The organism is Polaribacter sp. PL03 (genome assembly GCF_033875165.1).
Taxonomy (GTDB): Bacteria; Bacteroidota; Bacteroidia; order Flavobacteriales; family Flavobacteriaceae; genus Polaribacter.
On the sequence record NZ_JAWZSV010000004.1, the window covers coordinates 98,473 to 124,326 of the forward strand.

15 protein-coding genes, 1 tRNA gene and 1 pseudogene are annotated in these 25,854 nt (G+C 29.3%); 13 read left to right on the forward strand and 4 right to left on the reverse strand.

The window, feature by feature from the left end; all coding sequences use genetic code 11:
* Positions 1–2: 2 nt before the first annotated feature.
* The 3 genes from ggt to dnaN all read right to left on the reverse strand — a co-directional run bounded on the left by ggt (position 3) and on the right by dnaN (position 3,504).
* Positions 3–1,694, reverse strand: coding sequence for a gamma-glutamyltransferase (ggt, locus tag SHK09_RS09220; protein ID WP_319810489.1), 1,692 nt, complete (start codon positions 1,692–1,694; stop codon positions 3–5).
* Positions 1,691–2,239: an acyl carrier protein phosphodiesterase gene (locus SHK09_RS09225; protein WP_319810875.1), complete on the reverse strand. Its 549-nt coding sequence runs from the start codon at positions 2,237–2,239 to the stop codon at positions 1,691–1,693. Before SHK09_RS09225 ends, ggt begins: the two co-directional genes overlap by 4 nt.
* Before the next feature lie 146 nt (positions 2,240–2,385).
* Complete coding sequence (gene dnaN / locus SHK09_RS09230) at positions 2,386–3,504, reverse strand: DNA polymerase III subunit beta (RefSeq protein WP_319810490.1); 1,119 nt, start codon at positions 3,502–3,504, stop codon at positions 2,386–2,388.
* Between the two features lie 178 nt (positions 3,505–3,682).
* On the opposite strand from dnaN, the gene SHK09_RS09235 reads away from it, so the two are divergent.
* The 5 genes from SHK09_RS09235 (at position 3,683) to SHK09_RS09255 (ending at position 12,913) form a co-directional block, all read left to right on the forward strand.
* Positions 3,683–6,181, forward strand: a complete 2,499-nt coding sequence (locus SHK09_RS09235; protein WP_319810491.1) for a PIG-L family deacetylase — start codon at positions 3,683–3,685, stop codon at positions 6,179–6,181.
* A 245-nt stretch (positions 6,182–6,426) separates the two neighbouring features.
* Complete coding sequence (locus tag SHK09_RS09240; RefSeq protein ID WP_319810492.1) at positions 6,427–8,154, forward strand: sodium:solute symporter family transporter; 1,728 nt, start codon at positions 6,427–6,429, stop codon at positions 8,152–8,154.
* A 3-nt stretch (positions 8,155–8,157) separates the two neighbouring features.
* Positions 8,158–9,135 (forward strand): Gfo/Idh/MocA family oxidoreductase, encoded by a 978-nt coding sequence (locus SHK09_RS09245; RefSeq protein WP_319810493.1) that lies wholly within the window; start codon positions 8,158–8,160, stop codon positions 9,133–9,135.
* A gap of 180 nt (positions 9,136–9,315) precedes the next feature.
* The gene (gene lon / locus SHK09_RS09250; RefSeq protein WP_319810494.1) at positions 9,316–11,769 is read left to right on the forward strand and encodes an endopeptidase La; all 2,454 of its coding nucleotides are present in this window, start codon (positions 9,316–9,318) and stop codon (positions 11,767–11,769) included.
* Between the two features lie 349 nt (positions 11,770–12,118).
* Positions 12,119–12,913, forward strand: a complete 795-nt coding sequence (locus tag SHK09_RS09255) for a phosphocholine cytidylyltransferase family protein (protein WP_319810495.1) — start codon at positions 12,119–12,121, stop codon at positions 12,911–12,913.
* A 419-nt stretch (positions 12,914–13,332) separates the two neighbouring features.
* Here the strand turns inward: SHK09_RS09255 and SHK09_RS09260 are convergent.
* Positions 13,333–13,410 (reverse strand) — tRNA-Leu (locus tag SHK09_RS09260).
* Between the two features lie 146 nt (positions 13,411–13,556).
* Between SHK09_RS09260 and SHK09_RS09265 the strand changes: the two are divergent.
* The 8 genes and pseudogenes from SHK09_RS09265 to SHK09_RS09300 all read left to right on the forward strand — a co-directional run.
* Positions 13,557–13,676, forward strand: a pseudogene (locus tag SHK09_RS09265) (DUF1810 domain-containing protein); the annotation flags it as partial.
* 252 nt (positions 13,677–13,928) lie between these two features.
* Positions 13,929–15,002, forward strand: coding sequence for a hypothetical protein (locus SHK09_RS09270; RefSeq protein ID WP_319810496.1), 1,074 nt, complete (start codon positions 13,929–13,931; stop codon positions 15,000–15,002).
* 9 nt (positions 15,003–15,011) lie between these two features.
* Positions 15,012–16,151 (forward strand): hypothetical protein, encoded by a 1,140-nt coding sequence (locus SHK09_RS09275; protein ID WP_319810497.1) that lies wholly within the window; start codon positions 15,012–15,014, stop codon positions 16,149–16,151.
* Positions 16,144–17,907 (forward strand): hypothetical protein, encoded by a 1,764-nt coding sequence (locus SHK09_RS09280; RefSeq protein WP_249989318.1) that lies wholly within the window; start codon positions 16,144–16,146, stop codon positions 17,905–17,907. The genes SHK09_RS09275 and SHK09_RS09280 overlap by 8 nt, the downstream gene beginning before the upstream one ends.
* A 9-nt stretch (positions 17,908–17,916) precedes the next feature.
* Entirely contained in the window at positions 17,917–19,263 is a 1,347-nt protein-coding gene (locus SHK09_RS09285) for an SH3 domain-containing protein (RefSeq protein ID WP_249989319.1), read from the forward strand.
* Between the two features lie 19 nt (positions 19,264–19,282).
* Positions 19,283–22,255 carry a virulence factor SrfB gene (locus SHK09_RS09290; protein WP_249989320.1) on the forward strand — a complete coding sequence of 991 codons (2,973 nt, stop codon included), beginning with the start codon at positions 19,283–19,285 and terminating at the stop codon, positions 22,253–22,255.
* Positions 22,248–22,991, forward strand: a complete 744-nt coding sequence (locus SHK09_RS09295; RefSeq protein WP_249989321.1) for a hypothetical protein — start codon at positions 22,248–22,250, stop codon at positions 22,989–22,991. Before SHK09_RS09290 ends, SHK09_RS09295 begins: the two co-directional genes overlap by 8 nt.
* 2 nt (positions 22,992–22,993) lie before the next feature.
* Positions 22,994–25,843: a virulence factor SrfC family protein gene (locus SHK09_RS09300; protein WP_319810498.1), complete on the forward strand. Its 2,850-nt coding sequence runs from the start codon at positions 22,994–22,996 to the stop codon at positions 25,841–25,843.
* Positions 25,844–25,854 lie beyond the last annotated feature (11 nt).

The following is a 25,854-nucleotide window of genomic DNA, read 5'->3' on the forward strand; positions in this document are numbered from 1 at the left end:
TATTAAAATCCGGCCGCTTTATCATCACCTCTATAATCTGCACCACCTTCTAATTTTCCGTTTGGTAAAACTAAAATACCTTCTACTTTACCAATAACAAGTGCATCTATCTCGTTAATTTTGTAACCTAATTCTTTTAGTTTATCTGTTTTTTCTTTACTAAACTGATTAGGTTCCATCTTAATTACATCTGGCAACCATTGATGATGAAATCTTGCTGCGTTTACAGCCTCTTGCATACCCATTTTAAATTCGTGTACATTTAAAATTGTTTGTAAAACAGATGTAATAATTGTAGAACCACCAGGAGTTCCAACAACCATCCATAGTTTGCCATTTTTCTCTACTATTGTTGGTGTCATAGAACTTAACATTCTTTTTTCCGGAGCAATTTCATTTGCTTTAGCACCAATTAAACCAAACATATTTGGCACACCTGGTTTGCTAGAAAAATCGTCCATTTCGTTATTTAAAAAGAAACCTAAATCCGAACAATATAGTTTAGAGCCATACGCACCATTTAAAGTTGTGGTTACAGAAACAGCATTTCCAAATTGATCTACAATAGAATAATGTGTTGTTTCATCACTTTCTACCATTTCTATTGTTCCGTGAGCAACATCTGCAGATTTGGTAGCTTTATCAAAAGAAAAATCATCCATTCTTCCGTTGGTGTATTCTTTAGAAATTAAAGTTTCTAACGGAATTTTCACAAAATCTGGATCTCCTAAAAAGAAACTTCTATCTGCATACGCACGTCTTTCTGCTTCTGTAATAATTTGAATTGTTTTTACAGAATTATGGCCATAAGTATCTAAATCATAAGGCTCAATTCCGTTCATAATTTGCGCTAAACAAATGCCGCCACTAGAAGGAGGAGACATCGAAATTACTTTTAAATCATCATATTTAAACGTAATTGGCGTTCTCCATTTTGCTTCATATTTTGCCAAATCATCAAGTGTCATTATTCCGCCATTAGCTTGCATAAATTTTACCAAACGTTCTGCTGTTTCTCCTTTGTAAAACTCATCTCTTCCGTTCTTAGAAATTCTTTCTAGTGTTGCTGCTAAAGCAGGATATTTTATAACATTGTTTTCTTTCCAAACACTATCAAAAAGAATTAAAGATTGATTAGCTTCTTTAAATTTAGGCTGATATTTTTTAATTCGATCTTCTTGTTTTTTAGTGACAATTACGCCACGTTTTGCCAACTCAATAACTGGTTTTAATATATCCTGAATAGGAAGTGTTCCAAATTTTCTATGCGCTTCAAAAACACCTGCAATAGTTCCTGGAATTCCAACTGCCATAGCACCCAATCTACTTTTACTGGTAATTACATTTCCTACACTATCTAAATACATGTCTTTTGAGGCTGCTAAAGGTGCTTTTTCTCTATAATCTAAAGCACCAATTTCTCCATCATTTTTACGATACACCATAAAACCACCACCGCCAACATTTCCTGCGTATGGATATGCAACTGCTAAAGCTAATTCTGTTGCAGCCATTGCATCAAAAGCATTTCCACCTTTTTGAAGTATAAGAAGACCAATTTTAGAAGCTTCTTCTCTAGCAGAAACTACCATTGCTTTTTCAGTAATTAAACCTGTAATTTTTTCTTTTTTAGTTGCTGTTTTACAATTAATCAACAATAAAGAAAATACGAATACTAAAATTATTTTTTTCATAGGGCAGTTTTAATTTCTTTAAACTTTTGGTTTGTGTGTGCTATTAAATCTTTAAAGAATAAGGTAAAATCTTCTTCCAATTCAGTTTCTAACAAGTTTAAATCTTCAATAGCTAAATTCATTTGAGATTTCCCTTTTGTTCTTGCGTTCATTCCGTTTAAAACCTTAGTTATTCCTTCTTTATTTTTATAATTGAATAGAATGTTATATTCAATCATGTATTTAATGAAGTTTTGAGATTTTACAGGCAATTCGTCAGATATTTCACCAAACATTTTATTAATACCGTCTGTATAAACATCTAAAGGAATTTCTGAATAATCGTCCCAATTTTTTGCTAAGAAATAATCATAAAAAATATCGATAATTACACCATCGTAATGTCTATATCTTTCGTGCAAACGTCTTTTACTTTTACGCACAATTTCATGTGCATCTGTAAAGGTGTCTATTTCTCTATGTAAGAATATACCTTGCTGAATTTCTTTAGAAAAACCTTCGTAATTATTACCTCTAATATGATCTGCAATAAAATTACCAATCATAATATTGGTCTCGTTCTGTGATAAATATAAATGTGCTAGGAAATTCATTTGATAAATGTAAACAAAAAACCACAACTAAAGAGTTGTGGTTTTTTTATATTATATATTTCTGTTTGTTTAGAAATAATATTTTTTTTTTAAGCTATTTAGTTATTTAACATTACAGGCATAACAAGCATTGTAACTTGTTCCCCTTCATCTGTACCATCTATTGGAGTTAAAATTCCTGCTCTGTTTGGTAAAGACATTTCAATTAAAACTTCGTTAGAACTTAAATTGTTTAACATTTCGCTTAAAAAACGAGAGTTAAAACCAATTTGCATATCATCACCTTGGTAATCACAACTTAAACGTTCATCTGCTTTATTTGCAAAATCTAAATCTTCAGCAGAAATATTTAATTCTGTACCTGCCATTTTTAAACGAATCTGGTGTGTTGTCTTACTAGAAAAAATAGAAACACGTCTTACAGAGTTTAAGAATGAAGCTCTATCTACAGTTAATTTATTAGGATTCTCTTTTGGAATAACAGCTTCGTAATTAGGATATTTTCCATCAATTAAACGACAAACTAAAACGATATTATCAAATGTAAATTTTGCATTTGCATCATTATATTCGATAGTAACATCACTTTCAGAACCACCTAATATTCCTTTTAATAAATTTAAAGGTTTCTTTGGCATAATGAATTCTGCAGTTTCATCTGCAGTAACATCTGTTCTAGAATATTTTACTAATTTATGAGCATCTGTAGCAACAAAAGTTAAACTTTGTGAACTAAATTGAAAAAACACTCCGCTCATTACTGGGCGCAAATCGTCGTTTCCAGCAGCGAAAATTGTTTTAGAAATCGCTGTTCCTAATATACTTGCAGGTACAATTGTTTTACTTGGCGATGGTAAAGAAACCGCTTTCGGAAACTCATCTCCACCAAAATAAGCCATGTCATATTTACCTTGGTCAGAGCTAATTTCAATAGTATTATCACCTTCTGTTTTAAATGTTAAAGGTTGGTTTGGAAACGTTTTTAAAGTATCTAGTAATAAACGAGCAGATACAGCAATAGAACCAGAACTTTCACTTTCTACTTCAACTACAGAACTCATTGTTGTTTCTAAATCTGATGCAGAAACTTTCAATTCATTTTCTGATAATTCAAACAAAAAATTATCTAAAATTGGTAAAGTGTTGTTACTATTTATAACGCCGCCTAAAACTTGTAATTGTTTTAATAATTGCGAACTCGATACAATAAATTTCATGTAATGTGTTTTCTTAATTTGTTTTACAAATATATTCTAAATAAGTGACTTTAAAAATTAATTTATTAACAGGTTATCAGCATTTTTATTGATGAATTTACAAACGTTATAATTATGTTAACAAATCTTAATGAGCCTTATAAAAAACTACATTTGTTTTATTGACCAATTTATAAACATGAAGAAATTTTTACTATCTACATTAGCTTTTTTATTGATTTCAACTTCAGTAATCGCTCAAAAACCACAAAAATTAACTTCAAATCAGATTTATGAAAAAATTCAAAAATTGAATTTTTTAGGAACTGCTTTGTACATCGCTGCACACCCAGATGATGAAAACACACGATTAATTGCTTATTTAGCAAATAACGTAAAAGCAAGAACAGGCTATTTATCTCTAACTAGAGGAGATGGTGGGCAGAATTTAATTGGTTCAGAAATTAGAGAATTGTTAGGTGTTATTAGAACACAAGAATTATTAGCAGCCAGAAGAGTAGATGGCGGCCAACAATTTTTTACTAGAGCAAATGATTTTGGGTATTCTAAACATCCAGATGAAACATTAGAAATCTGGAACAAAGAAGAAGTTTTAAGTGATGTTGTTTGGGCTATTAGAACTTTTAAACCAGATGTAATTATTAATAGATTTAATCATAGAACTCCAGGTACTACACATGGGCATCATACAACTTCTGCAATGTTAAGTGTAGAAGCTTTTGATTTAGTTGGTGATAAAAATAAATATAAAGAGCAATTAAAATATACAGAAACATGGCAACCAAAAAGATTGTTTTTTAATACATCTTCTTGGTTTTATAGAAATCAATCAGATTTTGATAAAGCAACCAAAGGAAAATTAACTTCTTTTAATGTAGGTGTTTATTATCCTTTAAAAGGTTTGTCTAATAACGAGCTAGCATCTATGGCAAGTAGCCAGCATTTGTGCCAAGGTTTTGGAAGAGTTACCACAAGAGGAGAACAAAATGAATATGTGGAGTTTTTAAAAGGAGACAAACCAAAAGATGAAAATGATGTTTTTTCTGGAATAAATACTACTTGGAATCGTCTTAAAAATGGAGGTGATATTGGAGATATTTTATATGATGTAGAAGAAAATTTCGATTTTGTGAATCCGTCTAAATATTTGCCGCAATTAATGGAAGCGTACCAATTAGTGCAGAAGTTAGAAGACACACATTGGCGAACAATTAAAGAAAAGCAACTAAAAGAAATTATTGAAGCATGTGCAGGTTTGTATTTAGAAGCTTCTGCAAATAGTTCTTCTGGAACACCAAATTCTACTATAGAAGTAAATTTTGAAGCATTAAATAGAAGTAGTGTTTCTATGGAACTTATTTCTATAACGTCTACAATTGATAATAAAAAGCTTACTAAAAACATTGATTTAGACGCTAACAAAAAAATAACTTTTAAAGAAAGTATCAATTTAAAAACAAATACTTATTCAGATCCTTATTGGTTAAGAAAAGAAGCTACTTTAGGAATGTATAAAGTTGATGATCAAAAATTAATAGGGAAACCAGAAACACCAAGACCTGCAACAATAGATTTTAATTTATTAATTAATAATGTTGCTATTACAATTACAAAGAATGTACTAAGAAAATACGCAGAAAGAGATAAAGGAGAAATCTATGAGCCGTTTGAAATTTTACCTAAAATTACAACAAAGCTAAAAGATAAAGTACTTATTTTTTCTAATGATGTTGCTAAAAAAGTATTAGTAGAAGTAAGAGCAGGCGCAAATAATATTAAAGGAACTGTAAGTTTAAAAGTACCAACAAGTTGGATGGTTTCGCCAAAAGAAATTGCTTTTAATATTAACCAAAAGAATGATAAAAGAACGGTTACTTTTTTAGTAACTCCACCTAAAAATCAATCTGAAGGAAGTTTAGAAGTAATTGCAAGTTCTGAAGGGAAAATGTACAAAAAAGAATTGATAGAAATTAATTACAACCACATACCTAAACAATCTGTTTTGTCTAATTCTAAAGCGAAAATTGTTCGTTTAAATATAAAAAAAGCAGGTAATTATATTGGTTATATTAAAGGAGCTGGAGATGCTGTCCCAGAAAGTTTACGTCAGATTGGGTATACTGTAGAAAACATTAATCCGTTAGAAATTAACGAGAAGAATTTATTAAAGTACGACGCTATTGTACTTGGAATTAGAGCATATAATGTAGTAAAAGAATTAAAATTTAAACAAAAATTCTTATTAGAATATGTAGAAAAAGGAGGAAACATGATTGTGCAATACAATACCAATAGAGGTGTAGATGTTGCTGCTCCTTTCTCTTTATCTCTTTCTAGAGATAGAGTTACAGATGAATTTGCTGCGGTTAATATTTTAGCAAAAGAACATTCGCTTTTAAATTTTCCAAACAAAATTACAAATGAAGATTTTAACGGTTGGGTACAAGAACGTGGTTTGTATTTTCCTAATTCTTGGAGTAAAGAGTTTACACCAATTTTATCTATGCATGACAAAGGTGAAACTGCAAAAAACGGAAGCCTACTAATTGCAAAGCATGGTAAAGGGAATTATATTTATACAGGACTAAGTTTCTTTAGAGAATTACCTGCAGGAGTTTCTGGGGCGTATAAATTATTTGCGAACATGTTGTCTGTTGGTAAAGAAGTTTCAAAATAGTAAAAGAGAAATGTTAGCAAGTAAGTTTAGCCCTTATTGAAACCGTTCAAATATCTGTTGATATTTTTAACCTTTTTTATTTTTCATAAAAAGATATAGTGGAAAGCGGGAAATAGCTTCAAAAAAACAATAAAATGAAAGGACAAAAATACACCTGGAAAAAAGAATATTCATTGGTTTTAATAGCCAATGTTATTTACATAATTGCGTTTTATTTTATTACTAATTATTTTACAGTTTAATTGATGGAAATAGAAAGTAAATTACACGCTGTAGATTGGGTTATTTTATCTGTAACATTAATCTTTATTGTTGCTTATGGAACATACGTAACCAGAAAAAACAAGAATGTTACCGATTATATAAAAGGTGGAAGTGACTCGAAATGGTGGACGATTGGTTTGTCTGTTATGGCAACTCAAGCAAGTGCAATTACGTTTTTATCTACTCCAGGGCAAGCGTTTCATAGCGGTATGGGTTTTGTACAATTTTACTTCGGATTGCCAATTGCAATGGTAATTATTTGCGTTGTTTTTATACCCATTTATCATAAATTAAAAGTCTATACAGCGTACGAGTTTTTAGAAGGAAGATTCGATTTAAAAACGAGAAGTTTAGCAGCTATTTTATTTTTAATTCAGAGAGGTTTAGCAGCAGGAATAACCATTTTTGCACCTGCAATTATACTTTCTGCAGTTTTAGGATGGGATTTATTAATGCTGAATATTATTATAGGTTTTTTAGTAATTATCTATACGGTTTCTGGAGGAACAAAGGCTGTAAATGTTACACAGAAACAACAAATGATCATCATTTTTATAGGAATGTTAATTGCATTTTTTATGATTATGAGTCAGCTACCAGAAAATATTACGTTTACAAAAGCATTGGAAATTGCCGGTGCAAGTAATAAAATGGAAGTGTTAGATTTTTCTTTTGATTTAAGTAATCGTTATACAGTTTGGACAGGGATTCTTGGTGGAACTTTTTTAATGCTTTCGTATTTTGGAACAGACCAAAGTCAAGTACAACGTTATTTGTCTGGTAAATCTGTTAGAGAAAGTCAGTTGGGTTTAATTTTTAACGGGTTGTTAAAGGTACCAATGCAGTTTTTTATTTTGTTAATTGGTGTAATGGTTTTTGTGTTTTATCAATTTAACCCATCGCCATTAAACTTTAATCCAGGTGCAAATGAAGCTGTTTTAAACTCTAATTATGCACAAGAATATAAACAATTAGAAGCAGAACATATTGCTATCGAAAATAGTAAAAAGGCATTTTTTATTGATGGTTTTCAGGCTTCTGAAAAAGAAGAAATTCAAAATTTAAATACTAGAGATTTAGAAATTAAAGAATCTGCAAAAGCAATTATTAATAAGATTGATGAAGAAAATACCTTAGATAAAATAGAATCGAATGATAAAGATTATGTCTTTATTCATTTTATTTTAAACAATTTACCAAGAGGATTAATAGGGCTTTTATTAGCTGTAATTTTATCGGCTGCAATGTCATCTACAGCTTCAGAATTAAATGCATTGGCAAGTACAACCGCTATCGATTTGTATAAACGTAATGTTGGTGATGAAAAAACAGAGGAACATTATGTAAAAGCGTCTAAATGGTTTACGTTAGTTTGGGGTATTATAGCCATTTCGGTTGCTTGTGTTGCCAATTTATTCGATAATTTAATTCAGCTTGTAAATATTATAGGTTCTATTTTCTACGGAAATGTGTTGGGAATTTTCTTGTTAGCTTTTTTTATTAAATTCGTAAAAGGAAACGCCGTTTTTATAGCAGCTTTAATAACACAAGCATTAATTATTTGGGTTTTTATTTTAGATTGGTTACCGTATTTATGGTTAAACTTACTAGGTTGTGTTTTAGTAATGGCGATTGCAATTATATTACAAACCATTATTCCGTCGAAAGAAAAAAATAACGAAGCCTTTAAAACGGTAGAAATCGAATAAATTATGGAAAAGAAAATTATACGTTGGGGAATTATTGGCCTTGGAAATATAGCCAATAAATTTGCCGCAGATTTAGTTACTATGGCTGATGCTAAATTGGTAGCGGTAGCTTCAAGAAATATCGAAAAAGCAAACGATTTTTCAAAAAAATACAATGCTACAAAAGCTTATAATTCTTATGAAGAATTAGCTAAAGATACAGAAGTAGATGCTGTTTATATTGCTACACCGCATAGTTTTCATAAAGAACATACAATGCTTTGTTTAAAAAATAAAAAGGCAGTTTTATGTGAAAAACCTTTTGCAATGAATTTGCAAGAAGTAGAAGAGATGATCGCTCTAGCTAAAGAAAATAATGTGTTATTAATGGAAGCTTTATGGACTTATTTCTTACCACATTATAAATATGTTTTAGAAGTTATAAAAAATGAGAAATTTGGCAAACTTTTAAATATTGAAGCAGATTTTGGTTTTACTACACCTTTCGATGAAAGTAGTAGATTATTTAAAAAAGAAGTTGGTGGTGGTAGTTTATTAGATATTGGAATTTACCCAATTTTTGTTGCATTATCTACTTTAGGAGTTCCAGAAAATATTGAAGCAAAAGCTACTTTTTTCGAAAACGGAGCAGATTCTAGTTGCGATATGTTTTTTACTTATAAAGAAACAAAAGCAGTTTTAAAAAGCAGCCTATTAAAAAATATGGCAACAGAAGCTATTTTTACATTTGATAAAGGTGTTGTAAGAATAAATACAATGTTTCATATGCCAACAACTGTTACCGTTATTAATAATGGTAAAGAAGAAACAATAGATTTTAATTACAAAACAATAGGTTATAATTTCGAAACCGAACATTTTAATCAACTTATAAGAGAGGATAAAAAAGAAAGTAATATTATGACTTTTGATTTTTCTAGAAACTTAATAAAAACCTTAGACAAGGTTAGAAATACTATTGGTTTAGAATATAAATCTTAACGAATTCCTTTAAATCTTATTTGCCAATAAATTCTTTTGGCACAACAATTGACTTTTATAAGTAGAAAGTCAATTGTTTTTTATTTTAATATTTTGATTTTCAGTTAATTAATAATCATAAAGCAGGTATTGAGTTTTTTAGTTTTAAAGCTCAATGTCAGTATGACAGATATATAGAAGATGAGTAAACCAAAAGTAATGAGATTAGACAACATGTCGCTTCATAATATGTTAAATGAAGATTCTGAGTTAATTCCTTTGATGACGCCAGAAGATGAAGAAATTATAAATAAAGAAAGTGTACCAGAAATATTACCAATTTTACCACTTAGAAATACCGTTTTATTTCCAGGAGTTGTAATTCCTATTACTGCTGGTAGAGATGCATCTATTCAGTTAATAAAAGATGCAAATAAAGGTGATAAAGTAATTGGTGTTGTTGCCCAAAGAAATGAAGATGAAGAAGAACCTGGCTTAAAAGATATTCATACAACAGGTGTGGTAGCGCAAATTTTACGTGTTTTAAAAATGCCAGATGGTAATACAACCGTTATTATTCAGGGTAAAAAACGTTTTGAAATAGATACGATTGTACAAGACAAACCGTATTTAAAAGCAACTGTAAAAGAGGCTATTGAAGACAAGGAAGTTGATGATGAAAAAGAGTTTGAAGCAATTATAGACTCTATTAAAGAACAAGCATTAGAGGTTATTAAGGAAAACCCAATGTTACCTTCTGAAGCATCTTTTGCTATTAAAAATATAAAATCAAATTCGTTTTTGGTGAATTTTATTTCATCAAATATGGATTTAACTGTTGCTCAGAAACAAGTTATTTTAGAGAAAGATAATCTAAAAGAACGTGCTTTGTTGGCTTTAAAAAATCTAAATAAAGAACTTCAGAAGTTACAGTTGCGTAATGATATTCAATCTAAAACCCGTGAAGATTTAGACCAACAACAACGAGAGTATTATTTACACCAACAGTTAAAAACAATTCAAGAAGAATTGGGTGGTACTTCTAATGATGAGGAATTAGAAGAAATGCGCCAGCAAGCCAAATCTAAAAAGTGGAACAAAGAAGTTGCTAAAACTTTCGAAAAAGAGTTAAACCGCTTAAAAAGAATGAATCCGCAAGCTGCTGAATATGGTATTCAGAGAAGTTATTTAGAACTGTTGTTAGAATTACCTTGGGGAATTTATTCTAAAGATAAATTCGATTTAAAACAAGCAACTAAGGTTTTAGATAGAGATCACTTTGGTTTAGAAAAAGTAAAAGAAAGAATTATAGAGCATTTAGCCGTTTTAAAGTTAAGAGGAGATATGAAATCGCCAATTATCTGTTTATACGGTCCTCCAGGAGTTGGTAAAACTTCTTTAGGAAAATCTGTAGCAGAAGCTTTAGGCCGTAAATATGTACGCATGTCTCTAGGAGGTTTGCGTGATGAAGCAGAAATTAGAGGACATAGAAAAACATATATTGGTGCAATGCCAGGGCGTTTAATTCAGAATTTGAAAAAAGCAGGAACTTCAAATCCGGTTTTTGTTTTAGATGAAATAGATAAATTAAGTAATAGCAGTCAAGGCGATCCTTCTTCTGCAATGTTAGAAGTATTAGACCCTGAGCAAAATGAAGCATTTTACGATAATTATTTAGAAGTTGGTTACGACTTATCTAAAATACTTTTTATAGCTACCGCAAATAACTTAGGTCAAATTCCTTGGGCTTTGCGCGATAGAATGGAGATTATAAATGTAACAGGTTATACTATCGAAGAGAAAGTAGAAATTGCCAAAAGACATTTATTACCAAAACAATTAAAAGAACACGGTTTAACTATTAAAGATTTAAAGTTAGGTAAAAAACAATTAGAACAAATTGTAGAAGGCTATACTAGAGAATCTGGTGTACGTGGTTTAGAAAAGAAAATAGCAAAAGTAGTTCGTTTCGCAGCAAAATCTATTGCTTTAGAAGAAGAGTATGATGTTACATTAACATCTGAAAAAGTAGAAGATATTTTAGGTACACCAAGAAATAGAGGGAAATTTGAAAATAACGATGTTGCTGGTGTAGTAACCGGTTTAGCTTGGACACAAGTTGGTGGAGATATTTTATTTATAGAATCTATTCTATCTAAAGGAAAAGGAACACTTTCTATAACAGGTAATTTAGGTACTGTAATGAAAGAATCTGCAACAATTGCGTTGCAATACATAAAATCGAATGCAGAAGAGTTTGGTATTAAACCAGAAATCTTAGAAAAGTACAATGTACACATTCACGTGCCAGAAGGCGCAACACCAAAAGACGGGCCAAGTGCAGGTATTACTATGTTAACATCTTTAGTTTCTTCTTATACACAACGTAAAATTAAAAATAAATTAGCCATGACTGGTGAAATTACTTTACGAGGAAAAGTATTGCCAGTTGGCGGAATTAAAGAAAAAATATTAGCTGCTAAAAGAGCAAATATTAAAGAAATAATTCTGTGTAAAGAAAATGAAAAAGACATTTTAGAAATAAAAGAAAGTTATTTAAAGGGCTTAACTTTTCATTATGTAACAGAAATGAAAGAAGTAATAGAGTTAGCGCTCACAAAGCAAAAAGTACAAAACGCTAAGAAGTTAGTGTAATTAAAAAAAGCCTCTTTAATGGAGGCTTTTTTTATACAATTAGAATCTATAAAAGTTGTTTTTTTTCTTCACTTTTATATTAATGTATTGAGTTTTAAAGTAATAATTATTTAAAATAAAAGTAGATAATTCTATGTTATGGAAGTAACTTTGCAAACTGATTTTTTACTCTTTCATAACAAAAACTGTATCATTTTTTGTTGTAAAATTGCCTATTAATCTACCAGTACATAAATAAATTTCATATATATTCTTTAAACCCTCAAAAAAGTCCTCACATCAATTTGCTATACTTAAAGACTTTTAAAAGAGTGTTTATGTTTCATTTTGATGAAAAAATAATTATTACATGAATATTAATTTAGAAAAAAATAGCGATGGAAATCGCATAACAACTGCATTGTTATTAGCTGCAGGAACTGGTAGTCGTCTTTTTCCTATTACAAAAGATGCTCCTAAATGTTTAACATTAGTTAGTGAAAAGTCTATTTTAGAACGTCTAGTAATCAACTTGCAAAAGCAAGGTTTTAAACGTCTTGTAATTGTAACAGGTTATAAAAAAGAATGCATTGTAGATTTTATAGAAAGTAAAACAGAAGGTTTAACTGTAGAATACGTACATAATCCGTTGTACAAAACAACCAACAATATCTATTCACTTTGGATGGCTAGAAATATTATAAACGAACCTTTTGTACTTTTAGAAAGCGATTTAGTTTTAGAAACTTCTTTACTAAATAAAATGGTGTACCCAGATAGAATGGCAGTTGCGAAGATGCAACCTTGGCTTAATGGAACCACAGTAGCAGTTAATAATCTTAATGTAGTTACTAAGTTTCAAGCAGGCACAACAGAAGAATATACAGATGTTCGTTACAAAACGGTAAACATTTATAGTTTTTCACTTTCAACATGGAATGAGGTTACAAAAAAACTGAATCAATATATTTCTGAAGGAAGTGTAAATTGCTATTATGAGGTTGTTTTCTCTAAAATGGTCGAAGAAAAAAGTTTAATATTAGAAGCCGTTTCTTTCGATGAGAAACCTTGGTATGAAATAGATACAATAAACGATTTAGCAGAAGCTGAAAAATTATTTCCATTAGAAGTATCAAAAGAAATTAAATACGCTGTAACACAATAGTTTCTATTTATAAGAAGCTATTTCCTGCTTTACGCACTCGCTTTTTTTGTTCTAAAAAGAAACAAAAAAGAGCTCAAACAAAGCTTCAATCAGGGCTATATTTATTTGTTAGCTCTAAGAATAATTGAAAACTTTTTCCACAGATAAAAAAAACTCCTCCCAAATATAGGGTAGGAGTTTTTTTTATATATCGTAGTTTACAATCTAACATTTAAAATAGAATAGATTTCTATAAAAAAAAATAGATTTTTAGAGTTAAACCGCCTAATTTTATCTTAAAATTAGATGCTCTTTTAGAGTGAAATAAATAGAATTTAGACTTTATTTCAGTTCTAATAAGTAGTTTTAATCTCAAATTTTAAACAAAAACAACAGCTTAGTGTAAACTAAACTGTTGTTTTAAAACTAATTAAAGCTTGTAGCGAGAACGGGATTTGAACCCGTGACCTCAGGGTTATGAATTTAACAAAAAACCTGATTTTTTACGCTTTTATGCTCTTTTTTAACTAAATCGTGTACCGAAATGTGTACTCTGATTTATAATAAATTTCTACTCAAATATAAGAATATTTTTGAATCAAAAAAGAAAGTTGCAACTTAAGTCGCAATTTAAGTTTTAGTTCAGTTCTTCTTAAAGTTAAAATCTTCCATGACTTTATTTGCTGCAATTCAATCCGAAAACGATCTATTTAATTTAGTTAAAGAAAAATGTTTTGAAGCAAATAGGTGTAGGTGCACATTGAGTAATATAAAGAAAAAATGAAACGACTATATTCGTAATTGTAGAGAATCGTCCTTTGTTTTTTTTATTATATTAAAATTTTAAGTGCCATCTCTTTTTTTAATAAAAGTCGGTGGAAATAAATTTTTAAAGTTGTTACAACAATGATTACGGAAACCCGTAATTATTGTTGCTTATATATAAGTACATTTGATTCTTAAAAAAATGCTTTTTATATAGGTTTTTGTGATTTTATTTGTTGATAAATCAATATATTTGGCTTAAAAAAAAGGCATGGCAATAAACTACAAAACTCGAAATAATCCTGAAAAGACTGACGATAAGCAAGAGGTCGGTTTTAAAATTATCTTTTTTGCATTAAACTTTCTCCTAGTCCCATTCAGTGCTATTGCAACCTATAAAGGTTATAGAGGTTTTCTTGACGAATATTTAGCAATTGTTTTAGCTACCGCAACGGGTTTATTGTTTTTTGGCTTGAATTATATTATAATGGAAAGGCGAAAAAAGGGGGAAAGCCACTTAAAACAATCATTAGGTTTTTTACTACCATTATTAATTAGTTTTTTCGGGAACTTCACTTATTTTTATGGAAATCAAATGGAGGGTAGTCTTTTAAACAAAGATTTAACCGAATATAAAACAACATTTAAGAAAACTTATGAAAGTGCCGTTTCTGGTTTAAATAACTCTACTGGTTTATTTGATCTAGAAACAAGACTTAAAGGTGAGTTAAAGCTTTTAAAGTTTCAAATGGAAACGCCTCCAACAGGATATGGAAAAGAAGCAAAAAAGAAATGGGGAGAAATTGCTCTGTTATTTAGTGATTATAATTTAAAATATAATGCGTCTTCACAATCAAGTATGACTAAAATTCATGTTAAAAAATATATCAATTTTGAAAAGGCGGCAATGAGTTATTTTAATTCGTTAAAAGATTCAAAAGAAAATGAAGTTAATACCAAGTTAAATGAACTAACATCTTTGTATAAACCTGTAAATATAGTTGCAGATTCTCTGTTGAAATCAGCGAATGAGGTACAGTTAAAAAAAGGAGGTGTTGATGTTATTAAGAAAATTAAAAGCGTTAATGATGATATTGGTCAAAAAGCCAAAGGTTTTTTAACAGCTTTTACTTATGAGGAAGTGTCAGATTATGAAGCTGTAAATGCTAAAAATATAAAATCTGTTTTGGATAGTGCATTCGTTAGGAGGGATAATAATTCTGCTACGGTTTTTTCAATAATTATAAGTTTAATAATTGATTTAGCAACATTAGGGTTTGTTTTTTTAGCACTTTCCTACAACAAAGAAAGAAAATACACATCAACAGGTCCAAGAGGTTTGTAAAAAATAATTATGGCGAAGAACATTAAAATTAAAATACCAATAAACCGAAAATCGATTCATGAAATTGATGTAGAGAAAGCGAAAGAAATTATTGAAGATCCTATAATAGAAGCTTCAAACCCTTTTGATTTTAATGAGAACGATTCAGTACGTACTATTGAAGATACCGAATATTCTCAAAATACATATCCTACTGAAGATAATCCTTTTGGAGATAATGAATTTGATGAAGATGATGACTATGTGTTTGAAGAGCAACCGGATATAACAACATCTGATCCCGCGACAAAAGCATCAATGGATTTAGAGATAGATCCCAATATGCCATATTTCTTTGTATTTGGTAATTCAACTGCGGGTAAATCGGCAATGCTATCTGGGCTTTTATATTATATTCAAACCTCTAGAATAGGGCAATTAAGGTCGCTCAGTTTAAATGAACATAATCATCATCGAAAAGGAGATTATATTTTAAGCGAAATGACTAAAAAGGTTAGGAAAGGTGAGTTTATTGCTGGAACTCAAACTTTAGATCCTACCGAGTTTGTGTTTCCAACGGAAATTAATTTAGAGTTTCAACCTAGTGGAAAGCCTAGTATGCCTTTTTGTTTGTTGGAAATGGCAGGAGAAGATCTTAGTGAAATTGAATTAAGAGATGAAGGTCGTTCAGGAGGTGATTTTGATGAGCGTATTAATGCATATATGAAACATCCTGAATGTAACATGATTTTTATATGTGTTGTAGATGTGGATACGCCAGAGAATAGTGAAGACTTAATAAATCAATTTTTAAAGCATGTTCATAAATTAGGTCATACCCATAACCCTGTTTTGATTACTGTTAATAAATGGGATAAAATTGAGGATGAATATGAAAATGTAAAGGATTACTTAGAGGAGAAATTGCCTATTCTTACTAATAATTTATTTGATGATAATAGAGAGATGGCTTATATGAAGTTTTCTATTGGAGATGTAATATCAAATTCTGAAAGAGGTGATACTTATAAGTTTATACCTGAAGACTCAGAAAAACTTTTAAAATGGATGTATTCTACAGCAACGGGTATATCGTTAGATCAAGAGGTTAAAAAATCTACAGTTAGTAATATTATTCAATCACTAAAAAAACTATTTTCAAATGAGTAATATAGGATATGCGGTTTTTGGAAGTCCTAAAGGTATTTCGGTGTTATCCAATGGCTTGTTTAAAGAATTAAATTTAGATAAATCTTTATATTTAAATAGCTCACATGTTGTTCTAGAAAAAGGAGAACAAGTGTTAATGATTAGACGTATTCCATCTAGCTCTCAAAATTTAGATAAAAAAGATGCGTTGCTAATTGTACTTTATGAAAATGCACTTCAATATGGTGAAAATAGATCTGGAGGCTTTGTTGGTAGTGCAATATGTTTTAAGAACAAAATGCAAAATTCCGAGAAAATGGTTTCTGGACTTCTGTATTTATTTTCTAAAATGAAAGAAAATGTAGATGCTGATAATCGTTTTAAAGCTATTGACTCATCTAACTGGAATGTTAAATTACCAGACACCAATAAGGAGTTTGGTATGTTTGAAGAGAGTAAATTAAATTATTCTTCTATTTCTACAACTAGTAAGAACCTAGTGGTAAAGTTACATAGTCTAGAAAAGGATGCTGTTTCTCTACTGACTAATTTTTCTTTAAATAACTCTTATCATTCAGTAGATTTTATTTATGCCAGTATTTCTACTAAGGTTTTAAATAAATTAAAAGCTAATGGTTTTTTACAGATAGATTTTAGCTCTTTATTTAATTACGACAAACACTTAGGTTTTTATAAAGACAGACTAATTAATGCTGAGGAAAAGTTTGGCTCAATTAAAAAAGAAGCAGTTACTCTTAAACGTAAAATTGATGTTGAGACTAATGAAGTAAAACGCTTAGATAGTCAGATAATCTCAAGGAAGACTGAACTTGAAAGGTTAGATAAAGAAATTAATAGAGGTAATGAAGATTTAACTCAAGTTAAAAATAATACTAGAAATGCTTCTAGAGAGCTCAATGAAGCTAAACGTTTAGTGAATAATACTTCTAACAGTAGGAATACATTAAGTGAGAATCAAAACTCTAATAAAGTTAATGAGCTAAATGACATAATTAGTAATGCGGCTAATGTATTAAAACCAAATTCTCTAAAAAGTAATGAAAGTATTGTAAAGAGTTATTTTGAGAAACTACCAGGAAATATAAGGAAGAACACTATTCGTAACATTTCAGTATTTTCCGTATTATTAATATTCTTATCAACTTTTGTAGTCTTATTTATACTTGAAAAAGGAGATTCAAAAGATTTAAGTAAGCAAAATAAAAAACTTAATCAAATAATTTCAAAGACAAATAAAGATATTAAAGAGGAAAAAGAAAAGCTAGAGGAAGAAGAAATAAGGCAATTAAAAAAGATAGATAAAAGTAGTTCTACTTCTGATCCTATTGAGTTTAAAAAACTTGCAAAAAAAATATTAGAAAAACATTTAAAAGGTAAGACGAGTTCTTTAGAAGAAAAATATATAAATAAACATATATGGGAATTTTGGGAGTTTGATTATACTAATAAGGATTTAGTTGGAAAGTTGAAGCCAAGTTCTAAAAATACATTTTTTGTTACGCTTAAAAATGAAATTAAACCACTTAATCCGTCTTTAAAATGGCAGGGAGAAGGGAACTTAGATAATGTTTTAAAACTATATATTGAAGATAGAGATGATAATGATATATATCAAAAAATGGATCCAAAAATTTTCGAAACATTAAAAGGTTCAGAAGTGTTAGAACATTTTAAATGGATGATAGAAAAAGAGAATGGGGAATTAGATAAATTAAAAAAAGGTTCGAAAATAAAACTACCATTTTTCAAAAAATAAAAACAGCATATGAACAATATTGGCTATGCAATATTTAAAAAAACGTCAAACCTTGTTGTAGATTCAAACGGTATGTTTGAAGAATTGCAGTTAGCTAATAATGTTAATTCAATTATTGATAATTTAAACCAATTAAAAGGAGTAGAGGAAAAAGTACTCTGTTTTAAAAGAATAAGTAGTAAGTTAGGGACTGTAGGTTTAAAAGATGCGTATTTAGTAGTTTTACTAGAACGTGTGAATAAAAATAATGAAAGCTTTCTTTTAGGTAGCGCAATCTGTTTTAAAGAATTTCAGATTAATGAGAATAAAATAATTGATGGTGTTAAGTATTTACTAAGTCAGTTGCAACGTAATTTTGAGAGTAACTTTGATGTTGAAGATGAAAATTTGGGAGTAATTTTACCCAGTACTAATAAGGATTTTAAGATATTCAAAAATCAAAAGCTATCTCCTAATAATTTAAAGCCTTCTATAATAGCATTTGATGAGGTTTCAATTTCTAATAAGGGAGTAAATACATGCCTAAATCAATTTTGTAATAACACTTCATTCGGTAAAATAGAATGTTTATTGCTAACTCCTTCCACAGTTTTACTTAAAGAGTTTGGTTACGAAAAGTATCAAAGGATAAACATCCAAACCATATTAAACCCAAGGACATCAATTCAAAAGAAGGAAGTTTTAAGTTCTAGTACTGCTGAAAATCTTAATTTTAAGAATGAATTAATTAAGGTTACTTCGGAAAAAAACAAAATACAGAAAGATAGAAACCTATTTAGAATTTTGACATTTTGTTTTTTTATTGGAGCACTCGTTTTTGCTTTGTTGTTTATTACTAAAAATGGAGGAGAAACGAAAAAGGTAGTTAATAGTTCATTGTTTCCAATTAACGATGTTGTTTATATCAGTCATAGTAATTATAATGTGAATGTTAGAAGTACTCCTGTTTATGATTCTAATATTAATAATTTAAAAACGACATTATCTGATGGTGATAAAGTAGTGTTATTAGGTTTTGATAAAAAAACGCTTTGGGCAAAAATTAGCTACAATAGTGGAAGTGAGACGGGCTATGTTTCAAATCGTCTTATTTCAAAAAACATTGATACCGATAGAGTTAGGGTGATAAATAAAAAAGCGTATATAAATGGTGCTTCATATTCATATATACCATTATACTCTTCCCCAAAAGAAATAGGGAAGTCAACCCCTAATGTTTTGATATATTTAAAAAGCAATGATGAAATTTTTATTAAAAATAAAGATTTAAAACTAAATACTTATAGTGTTAAGGTTGAGGGGAACAATGAAATTTATCACGGCTATTTGGAGAGCCAGAATATTAAATATTACTAAATAGAAAATTCTATAAAATATGATCGAATTAATTCAAAATACAGGAATTCAATTTATAGAAATTCCATTAAATATAGATGAAGACGATAATTTAAGTAGTGAAAAAAGTTTTGCTGAGGAAATTATATATGATGAAGAGGGTAAAGAAGAGTCGGGCTCTATACTTTTTCCCTATAAATGGAACGACCAATACATAGATTTCGACTCCATTAATGCAGAAGCCATTGATAAAAATGGAAATGTAATTCCTGATGAAATTCGAGAAGATTTTATAAAAATTATTGCAAAGAAAAATATTTATAAAATAAGAGGTAGAGAAGCTTTTGACATTTATACAGGTCATTGGATTCCGATTCCATATTTTAGAACAAGAAACGATAAATCTAAACCATTTCATGCAGGACCGCAAGACTGGTGTAGAATGTGGTTTGGTGAAGTAGATTTAGAAACAAAAAAAAAAGAAAACTGTACACATAAAATTGTACTTGCATTCGATACAGAAACGTCTAGCAATGAACAAAAAAAATATTTAAAACCAAATGAATCAGATGCGACTCCTTCTGGTAACATTAGATTTAAATGTGTAATAAAAGAGCGTTTTTTTACTTCTTTTTATAGTAGGGAAGATATTGATACTTGGTTAACGAATATTTATGACTTAAAAGCTTCCAATACTAAAAACTATTTTAGGCACTATGCAAACTACTTTGTACTACTTGATATATTAGATAAGGTAGGTGGTTTTCCAGAAATAGCACTGTTGACAGGAGAAAGAACTATAGATACTAGTCTAATATTAGACATAGGTAACTCTAGAACTTGTGGATTGCTTGTAGAAACAACTTCTCCCAAGGCAAATTCTACATTTGACTTAACATCATCCAAGAAAGTTCAAATACGAGATTTATCGATACCATATAAAACTTATGCAGAACCGTTTGAAATGCAAGTGGCTTTTGCTGAAGAAAAATTCGGAAATGAAGCGAGTGCTTTTTTTAACGATGTTTTTCAATGGCCAAGTCTTCTAAGGGTTGGTAAAGAGGCTGTAAGGTTAACTTCTATTTTTGAGAGTGAAGACTCTCAAGCAACAATGAGTAGTCCTAAGCGCTATTTATGGGATTACAGTGAGTCTAATTTACCATGGATTAAAGTAGATAAGGATGGTTATATTGGGTATAGCCAGACTCAAAATTTAAAAAAAGCGGCATTATTCGGAATCGCTGAATATCTAAATATTGATGGTTCTTTAAATGAAAGTGGGTTTCCAACAACAGAAAGCAACTATTCTAGAGCATCCTTAATGACTTTTGCTTTAGTAGAGATAATATATCAAGCCATTTCCCAAATTAATAATCATAATTTCAGAAAGGATATGGGGAACTCTTCTTTTCGAAGAATTCTAAAAGATATTGTTATTACTTGTCCAACAGCAATGACGTTGAAAGAGCAAACTTATTTAAATAAATCATTAGAGACAGCTGTTTTACTTGTAAAGAAACAGTATCCAAATATTATTCATGAACAATTAAAAATTCATCCAAGTGAAAACGAGGAGTCTTTTGAAGAGGAGCAAAAATATTGGAAATATGATGAAGCAACATGTTCTCAAATCACTTACTTATATAGTGAGTTGGTTGATAAATTTAAAGGTAAACACGAATTATTTTTTAGATATAAGGGGAAAAAACGAAAAAACACGTTACACCCAGATAAGGAATCTGTAACCATTGCAAGTGTAGATATTGGGGGAGGAACTACTGATTTGATGATTTGTAATTATCAAACAGATGCAGATTCTGAAATACCAATTATTAAGCCAATTCCTGTTTTTTGGGAAGGCTTTAATGTTGCTGGAGACGATATTGTTAAACGAATTATAGAATTTGTTGTGCTTCCAAGTATAGAAAAGAGTTTAAAAGAAGATGGAGGTATTAATGTAGATGAAACACTCAATTATCTTTTTGGTCAAAACTTAGGTAATCAGGCTGCTACTCATAGAATTTACAGAAAACAATTTGCAAATCAAATTGCTACTTATTGTGCTTACGAAGCGATAAATCACGTTATGAATAATGCGATAAATCGGAAGAAGAAAATAAGTGATATTTTTAAATCATATCCAAAACCAAAAAATAATTTAATTCCCTACATAGAAGAAGTAATTCAAAAAAAGTGTGCACTTCCTACTTTTAACTTTTTAGATGTTTTAATAGATTTTGACACTAGCTTGATTAATTATGCCATTGCAGATATTATTAAGCCTGTAATAGAACAATTGACGGCCTTAATGGGGGTTTTTGATTGTGATGTTTTATTGTTGTCAGGAAAGTCAAGTAACCTAGGAATTATTAGAGAATTATTTGAAAAAACACTTGTATTAAGCCCAGATAAAATTATAAATTTCGGAAATTATAAATTTGGAGATTGGTATCCTTTTGCAAATTTCGGTGAAGTAAAAGATCCTAAAACAACAGTGAGTGTAGGGGCTTTAATAGCTTTTCTTAGTTCTATAAATAGATTAGATAAGTTTAGAATAGATTTAAGTAGGTTATCTGAAATTCAATCTACAGCAGAATATTTAGGGGTAATGAGTGATGATTTTTCACGAATTAAAGATTCTAAAATCATATTTGAAAAAAATAAATTTGAAGGTGCATTTAAATTTTTTGGAGCACCGATTTCAATAGGAATGCGTCAGTTACCTTCGGAAGATTGGATTGCAACTTCCTTATATGTTTTTGGTTTTAAAGATGATCTTCATAAAGAACTATTAACGAAAGAAGATTTTGAGTATCCTTTTACTATTACCATTAGCAGAGATGAAGAGAATAAGGAAGAGTTATTAATAGATGATATTGCTATCGTAGATAAAAATGGTTATGAGGTTGATGGAGAAAGCTATTTTACACTGCTCTTTAAAACGTTACCTAGTGGTCTAGAATACTGGAAAGACAATGGATCATTCTTACTTAAAAATTACACTGATGAATAAATTAAGAATTAATCCAAGAGGGAATAATAATACACAACAAAATGAAAATTTGAAGAGTGGCAATGATACTTCAAAGGTATCATTGGAAAATGTTAGCGAGACAATCGATTTTTTTTTAAATAAAAATGAAAAGGAGTTTACTAAGGATGATATTCAGACGTTTCAGAATCTAAATCAACAAAATACTGATAAGTATTTAGAGATTTCAAGAAGAGTTATAAATAAGTTATTTGCGATTTCAAAAGTACTTGTAGACAAAAATAATGAAGTTATAAAAAATGTAAAACAAGAAGATTCTTTTGAAATTGTTTCTCGCTTACCTAAAAGCTTTGTAGAATTAAATTCATTAATTGCAGAAATTGTAGAAGATAATTATGAAGAAGGATTATTGTTTTTAACTACATTAATAAATGAATTAGTTATTGTAGACGTAGAACTACAGAAAGAACAAATAAGCATTGAAAACCTATATAATTTACTTAGTGAAATGCTTAGGAAATTACAAGCTTATAGTATTACACAGCAAAAATATATTTATAGATCGATTGCTAATTCAATCAACCTAAAAACTCCAAACTATAGTTTTATTTCTCCTGAAGATGGGAATTTTGTAGATCCAAAATTTCACAAAAACGTTTCAGGTAACGGTCAAAGAATCTTAAGAGGCTTGACTTATATTCTTTTAAGTACAGAAAATGACGAAGTTTTAAAATTTGGAAACGTAAAAACCATCTAATTATGCAAAGTATTAATAACAGATTTAAGGACATAAATTCGAAAACTGAAAAAGTAGTTTCAGCTCTTCAGGATGGGATTAAATGGATAGATGAAAATGGAGATATCGCTACAAAAGAAACTAAAATAAAGTTATTACAAGAAAATAAAAGAAACTTAAATAGAGTAATTCAAGCTACTAATAAAAGACCTTCAGTGGCAGTTTTTGGGCAAAGTCAGGTTGGTAAATCATTTTTGGTTAGAAGTTTAGCTAAATCTCCAAAAACTTCAAAATTAGAAGTTTTAAATTCCATAACTCAAGAACGAATTGATTTTTTACAAAAAATAAATCCTCCAGGAGGAAGGGAGTCAACCGGAGTTATTACTCGTTTTTCAACAAGTAAACCAAACAATGTAAAAAAGGAATATCCATATAAAGTAGAATTATTAAGTCAACTTGATGTGGCTTCAATCATTATCAATGGATATTTAGAAGATATTCAAGATTATATTGATGAATTAGATAAAGAGGAAATTTTAGAGAAAGTAGCCTCTTTTAAAACAGAAAATAATAATGTAAATGTTTCAGATTTACATGAAGATGAAATTTATGATTTTAATGATTATCTTATTAATAATTATAAAGATAATTACCGTATAAAATACTGTGAAAGTATTGATTTTTTTAATGATTTAATTCTACTACTTCCTAAAATAGCCCACAATAGAAGGTGGGAATTGTTACATTTTTTTTGGGGAAAAAATGAATTTCTTACTAGTGTCTTCAATAAATTAAGTGACACTTTAAATGTGGTTGGTTTTTCTAATATTGCTTACGTAAATGATAAAGCAATTATTAACGGTGAAAAAAATCCGCTATTTGGCAACACAACAAATATTTTAGATGTAGAACGTGTAAAAGAAATGTTTCATACAGCTACTTTAGAAGAACTTTCCGTATGTAATGAAAAAGGAGAATTAAATAATGTTGGAGTAAGTGAATTTAGCGCCCTTATTAAAGAATTACATTTTGAAATTCCAAATGACTTTCTTGAGAAAGAGGAGAAAAAGTTTCTATTATATACAGATATATTAGATTTTCCAGGAAGTAAAAGCAGAGATAGGATACCCGAAGTAGTATTCAATTCTAACAAGGAAAATGCAAAACTTTCGATGTTTGTAAGAGGTAAAGTTTCTTATTTATTCTATTTATATAATAGAGATATTGGAATTTCAACCTTGTTATATTGTATGGATAATGAGCCACCGTTAGTTTCTGAATCTCCTGGATTGTTAGATAAATGGATAAAAAGATATATTGGTACTAACCCTGAATCAAGAAAAGAACACCAAGAAAAAGTATTAAGACTGCTTAAATCTGAAAATATTGAATGTGAGGTAAATAATATTTCTCCGCTATTAATTGCAATGACCAAATTTAATGTAGAACTCAATGGAAAAGGCGGTGCAGAGGTATTAAATGATCCAGATTCCCATAACTCAAAATGGTACGCTCGTTTTAAAGAAAACTTCAGTAATTATATGAGTAAACCTGTTCAGGATAAATGGACAGAAAATTGGTCTCATAAAAATGAACATTTCAAATTTATATTTCCAATACGAGACCCAGGTTTTTCAGGAGCTTTCTTTCAAGGATACGAGCCTGTAAATCAAAAAGAAGAAATGCTTAGACCTGAAAAAGTAGGGATTATAAATGATATGGAAACATCATTTATGAATTCAAAAATAGCAAATGATTTTATTTTTGATAAAAAGACATTGTGGAAAGAGTTACTTACACCAAACAAAACAGGTATAGACTATTTATGTAAATATTTGGAGCCGTCTTCTCACCCCATAAATATGTTAGCTCAATTACATAATATTTATGAAGATACTATTCAGAAAACTCTAAATATATTAGAAAGTGAGTATTCATCTGGTAATATGGATGAAGATTTGCGACAAGCTAAAATAAAAGGAGCAATGGCATTTACTTCGATTTTAAGTCTTAATAATAATTTTGATAGTCCATTAAGTAATTATTTAAAACAAATAGCAACTACAGAAAATGAGATTTGGCGATTACTATATGAGTTTAAATTTAATGTTCAAAAGGAAGAGGTAGAGGAGAAAATTGATTATAATAAAGTTAAAGCATTTCTAAATCCCTTAGGTATTGATTTAGATAGTAATACCCCTAAAACCGTTATTAAGCAGGAATTGTTAGGCTTTTTTGAAGTTGGAGAAGAAGATTTAAACGAAATATTAAAAAGTCAAATAGGAGTAACAATTGATGATCTATTATCAACAAAATTAAAAGCAAAAAATACAAGTGAAATGTTTTCTGACCTAGTATTGAATCATTGGTCTAATAAACTAACTTCAATACGTTTTAAAAATGATACAAAACCTAAAAAAGGGAATAATGAAGTTTTTAATACAATCTTTTCAGAAATTTTAAAAAGCAATTCTAAAAAAGATATAAAAAGGGAAATTATTTTAATAATTGAGGAAGAGTTGAAAGATGGTCTTACTAAAGAAAAGTTTAATTTAATATCAAGTTGTATTACAAGTATATTAAATCGTTACGTATTTTCGGCAACATGGTTGTTTAGTAATCAGGAGGATAAACCTATCCAAAGACAAAATAATTTACCTATCTTTTCTAATGAATCGACTTTATATGATGGTAATGTCATAACAAAGCAAATATTGAATGGAGCTTCTAAAAAGTATATTTCAGAATTTTCTCTTGGAGTTAAAGAGTTATTTAAAGAAAATGTAAAAAAAGAATATGGTATAGATAGTGATTTCAATACTGAACTAAATGCTGAATTAGGGGGAGTTATTAATAAAATTCAATCACTTTAAAGTTTTTATAC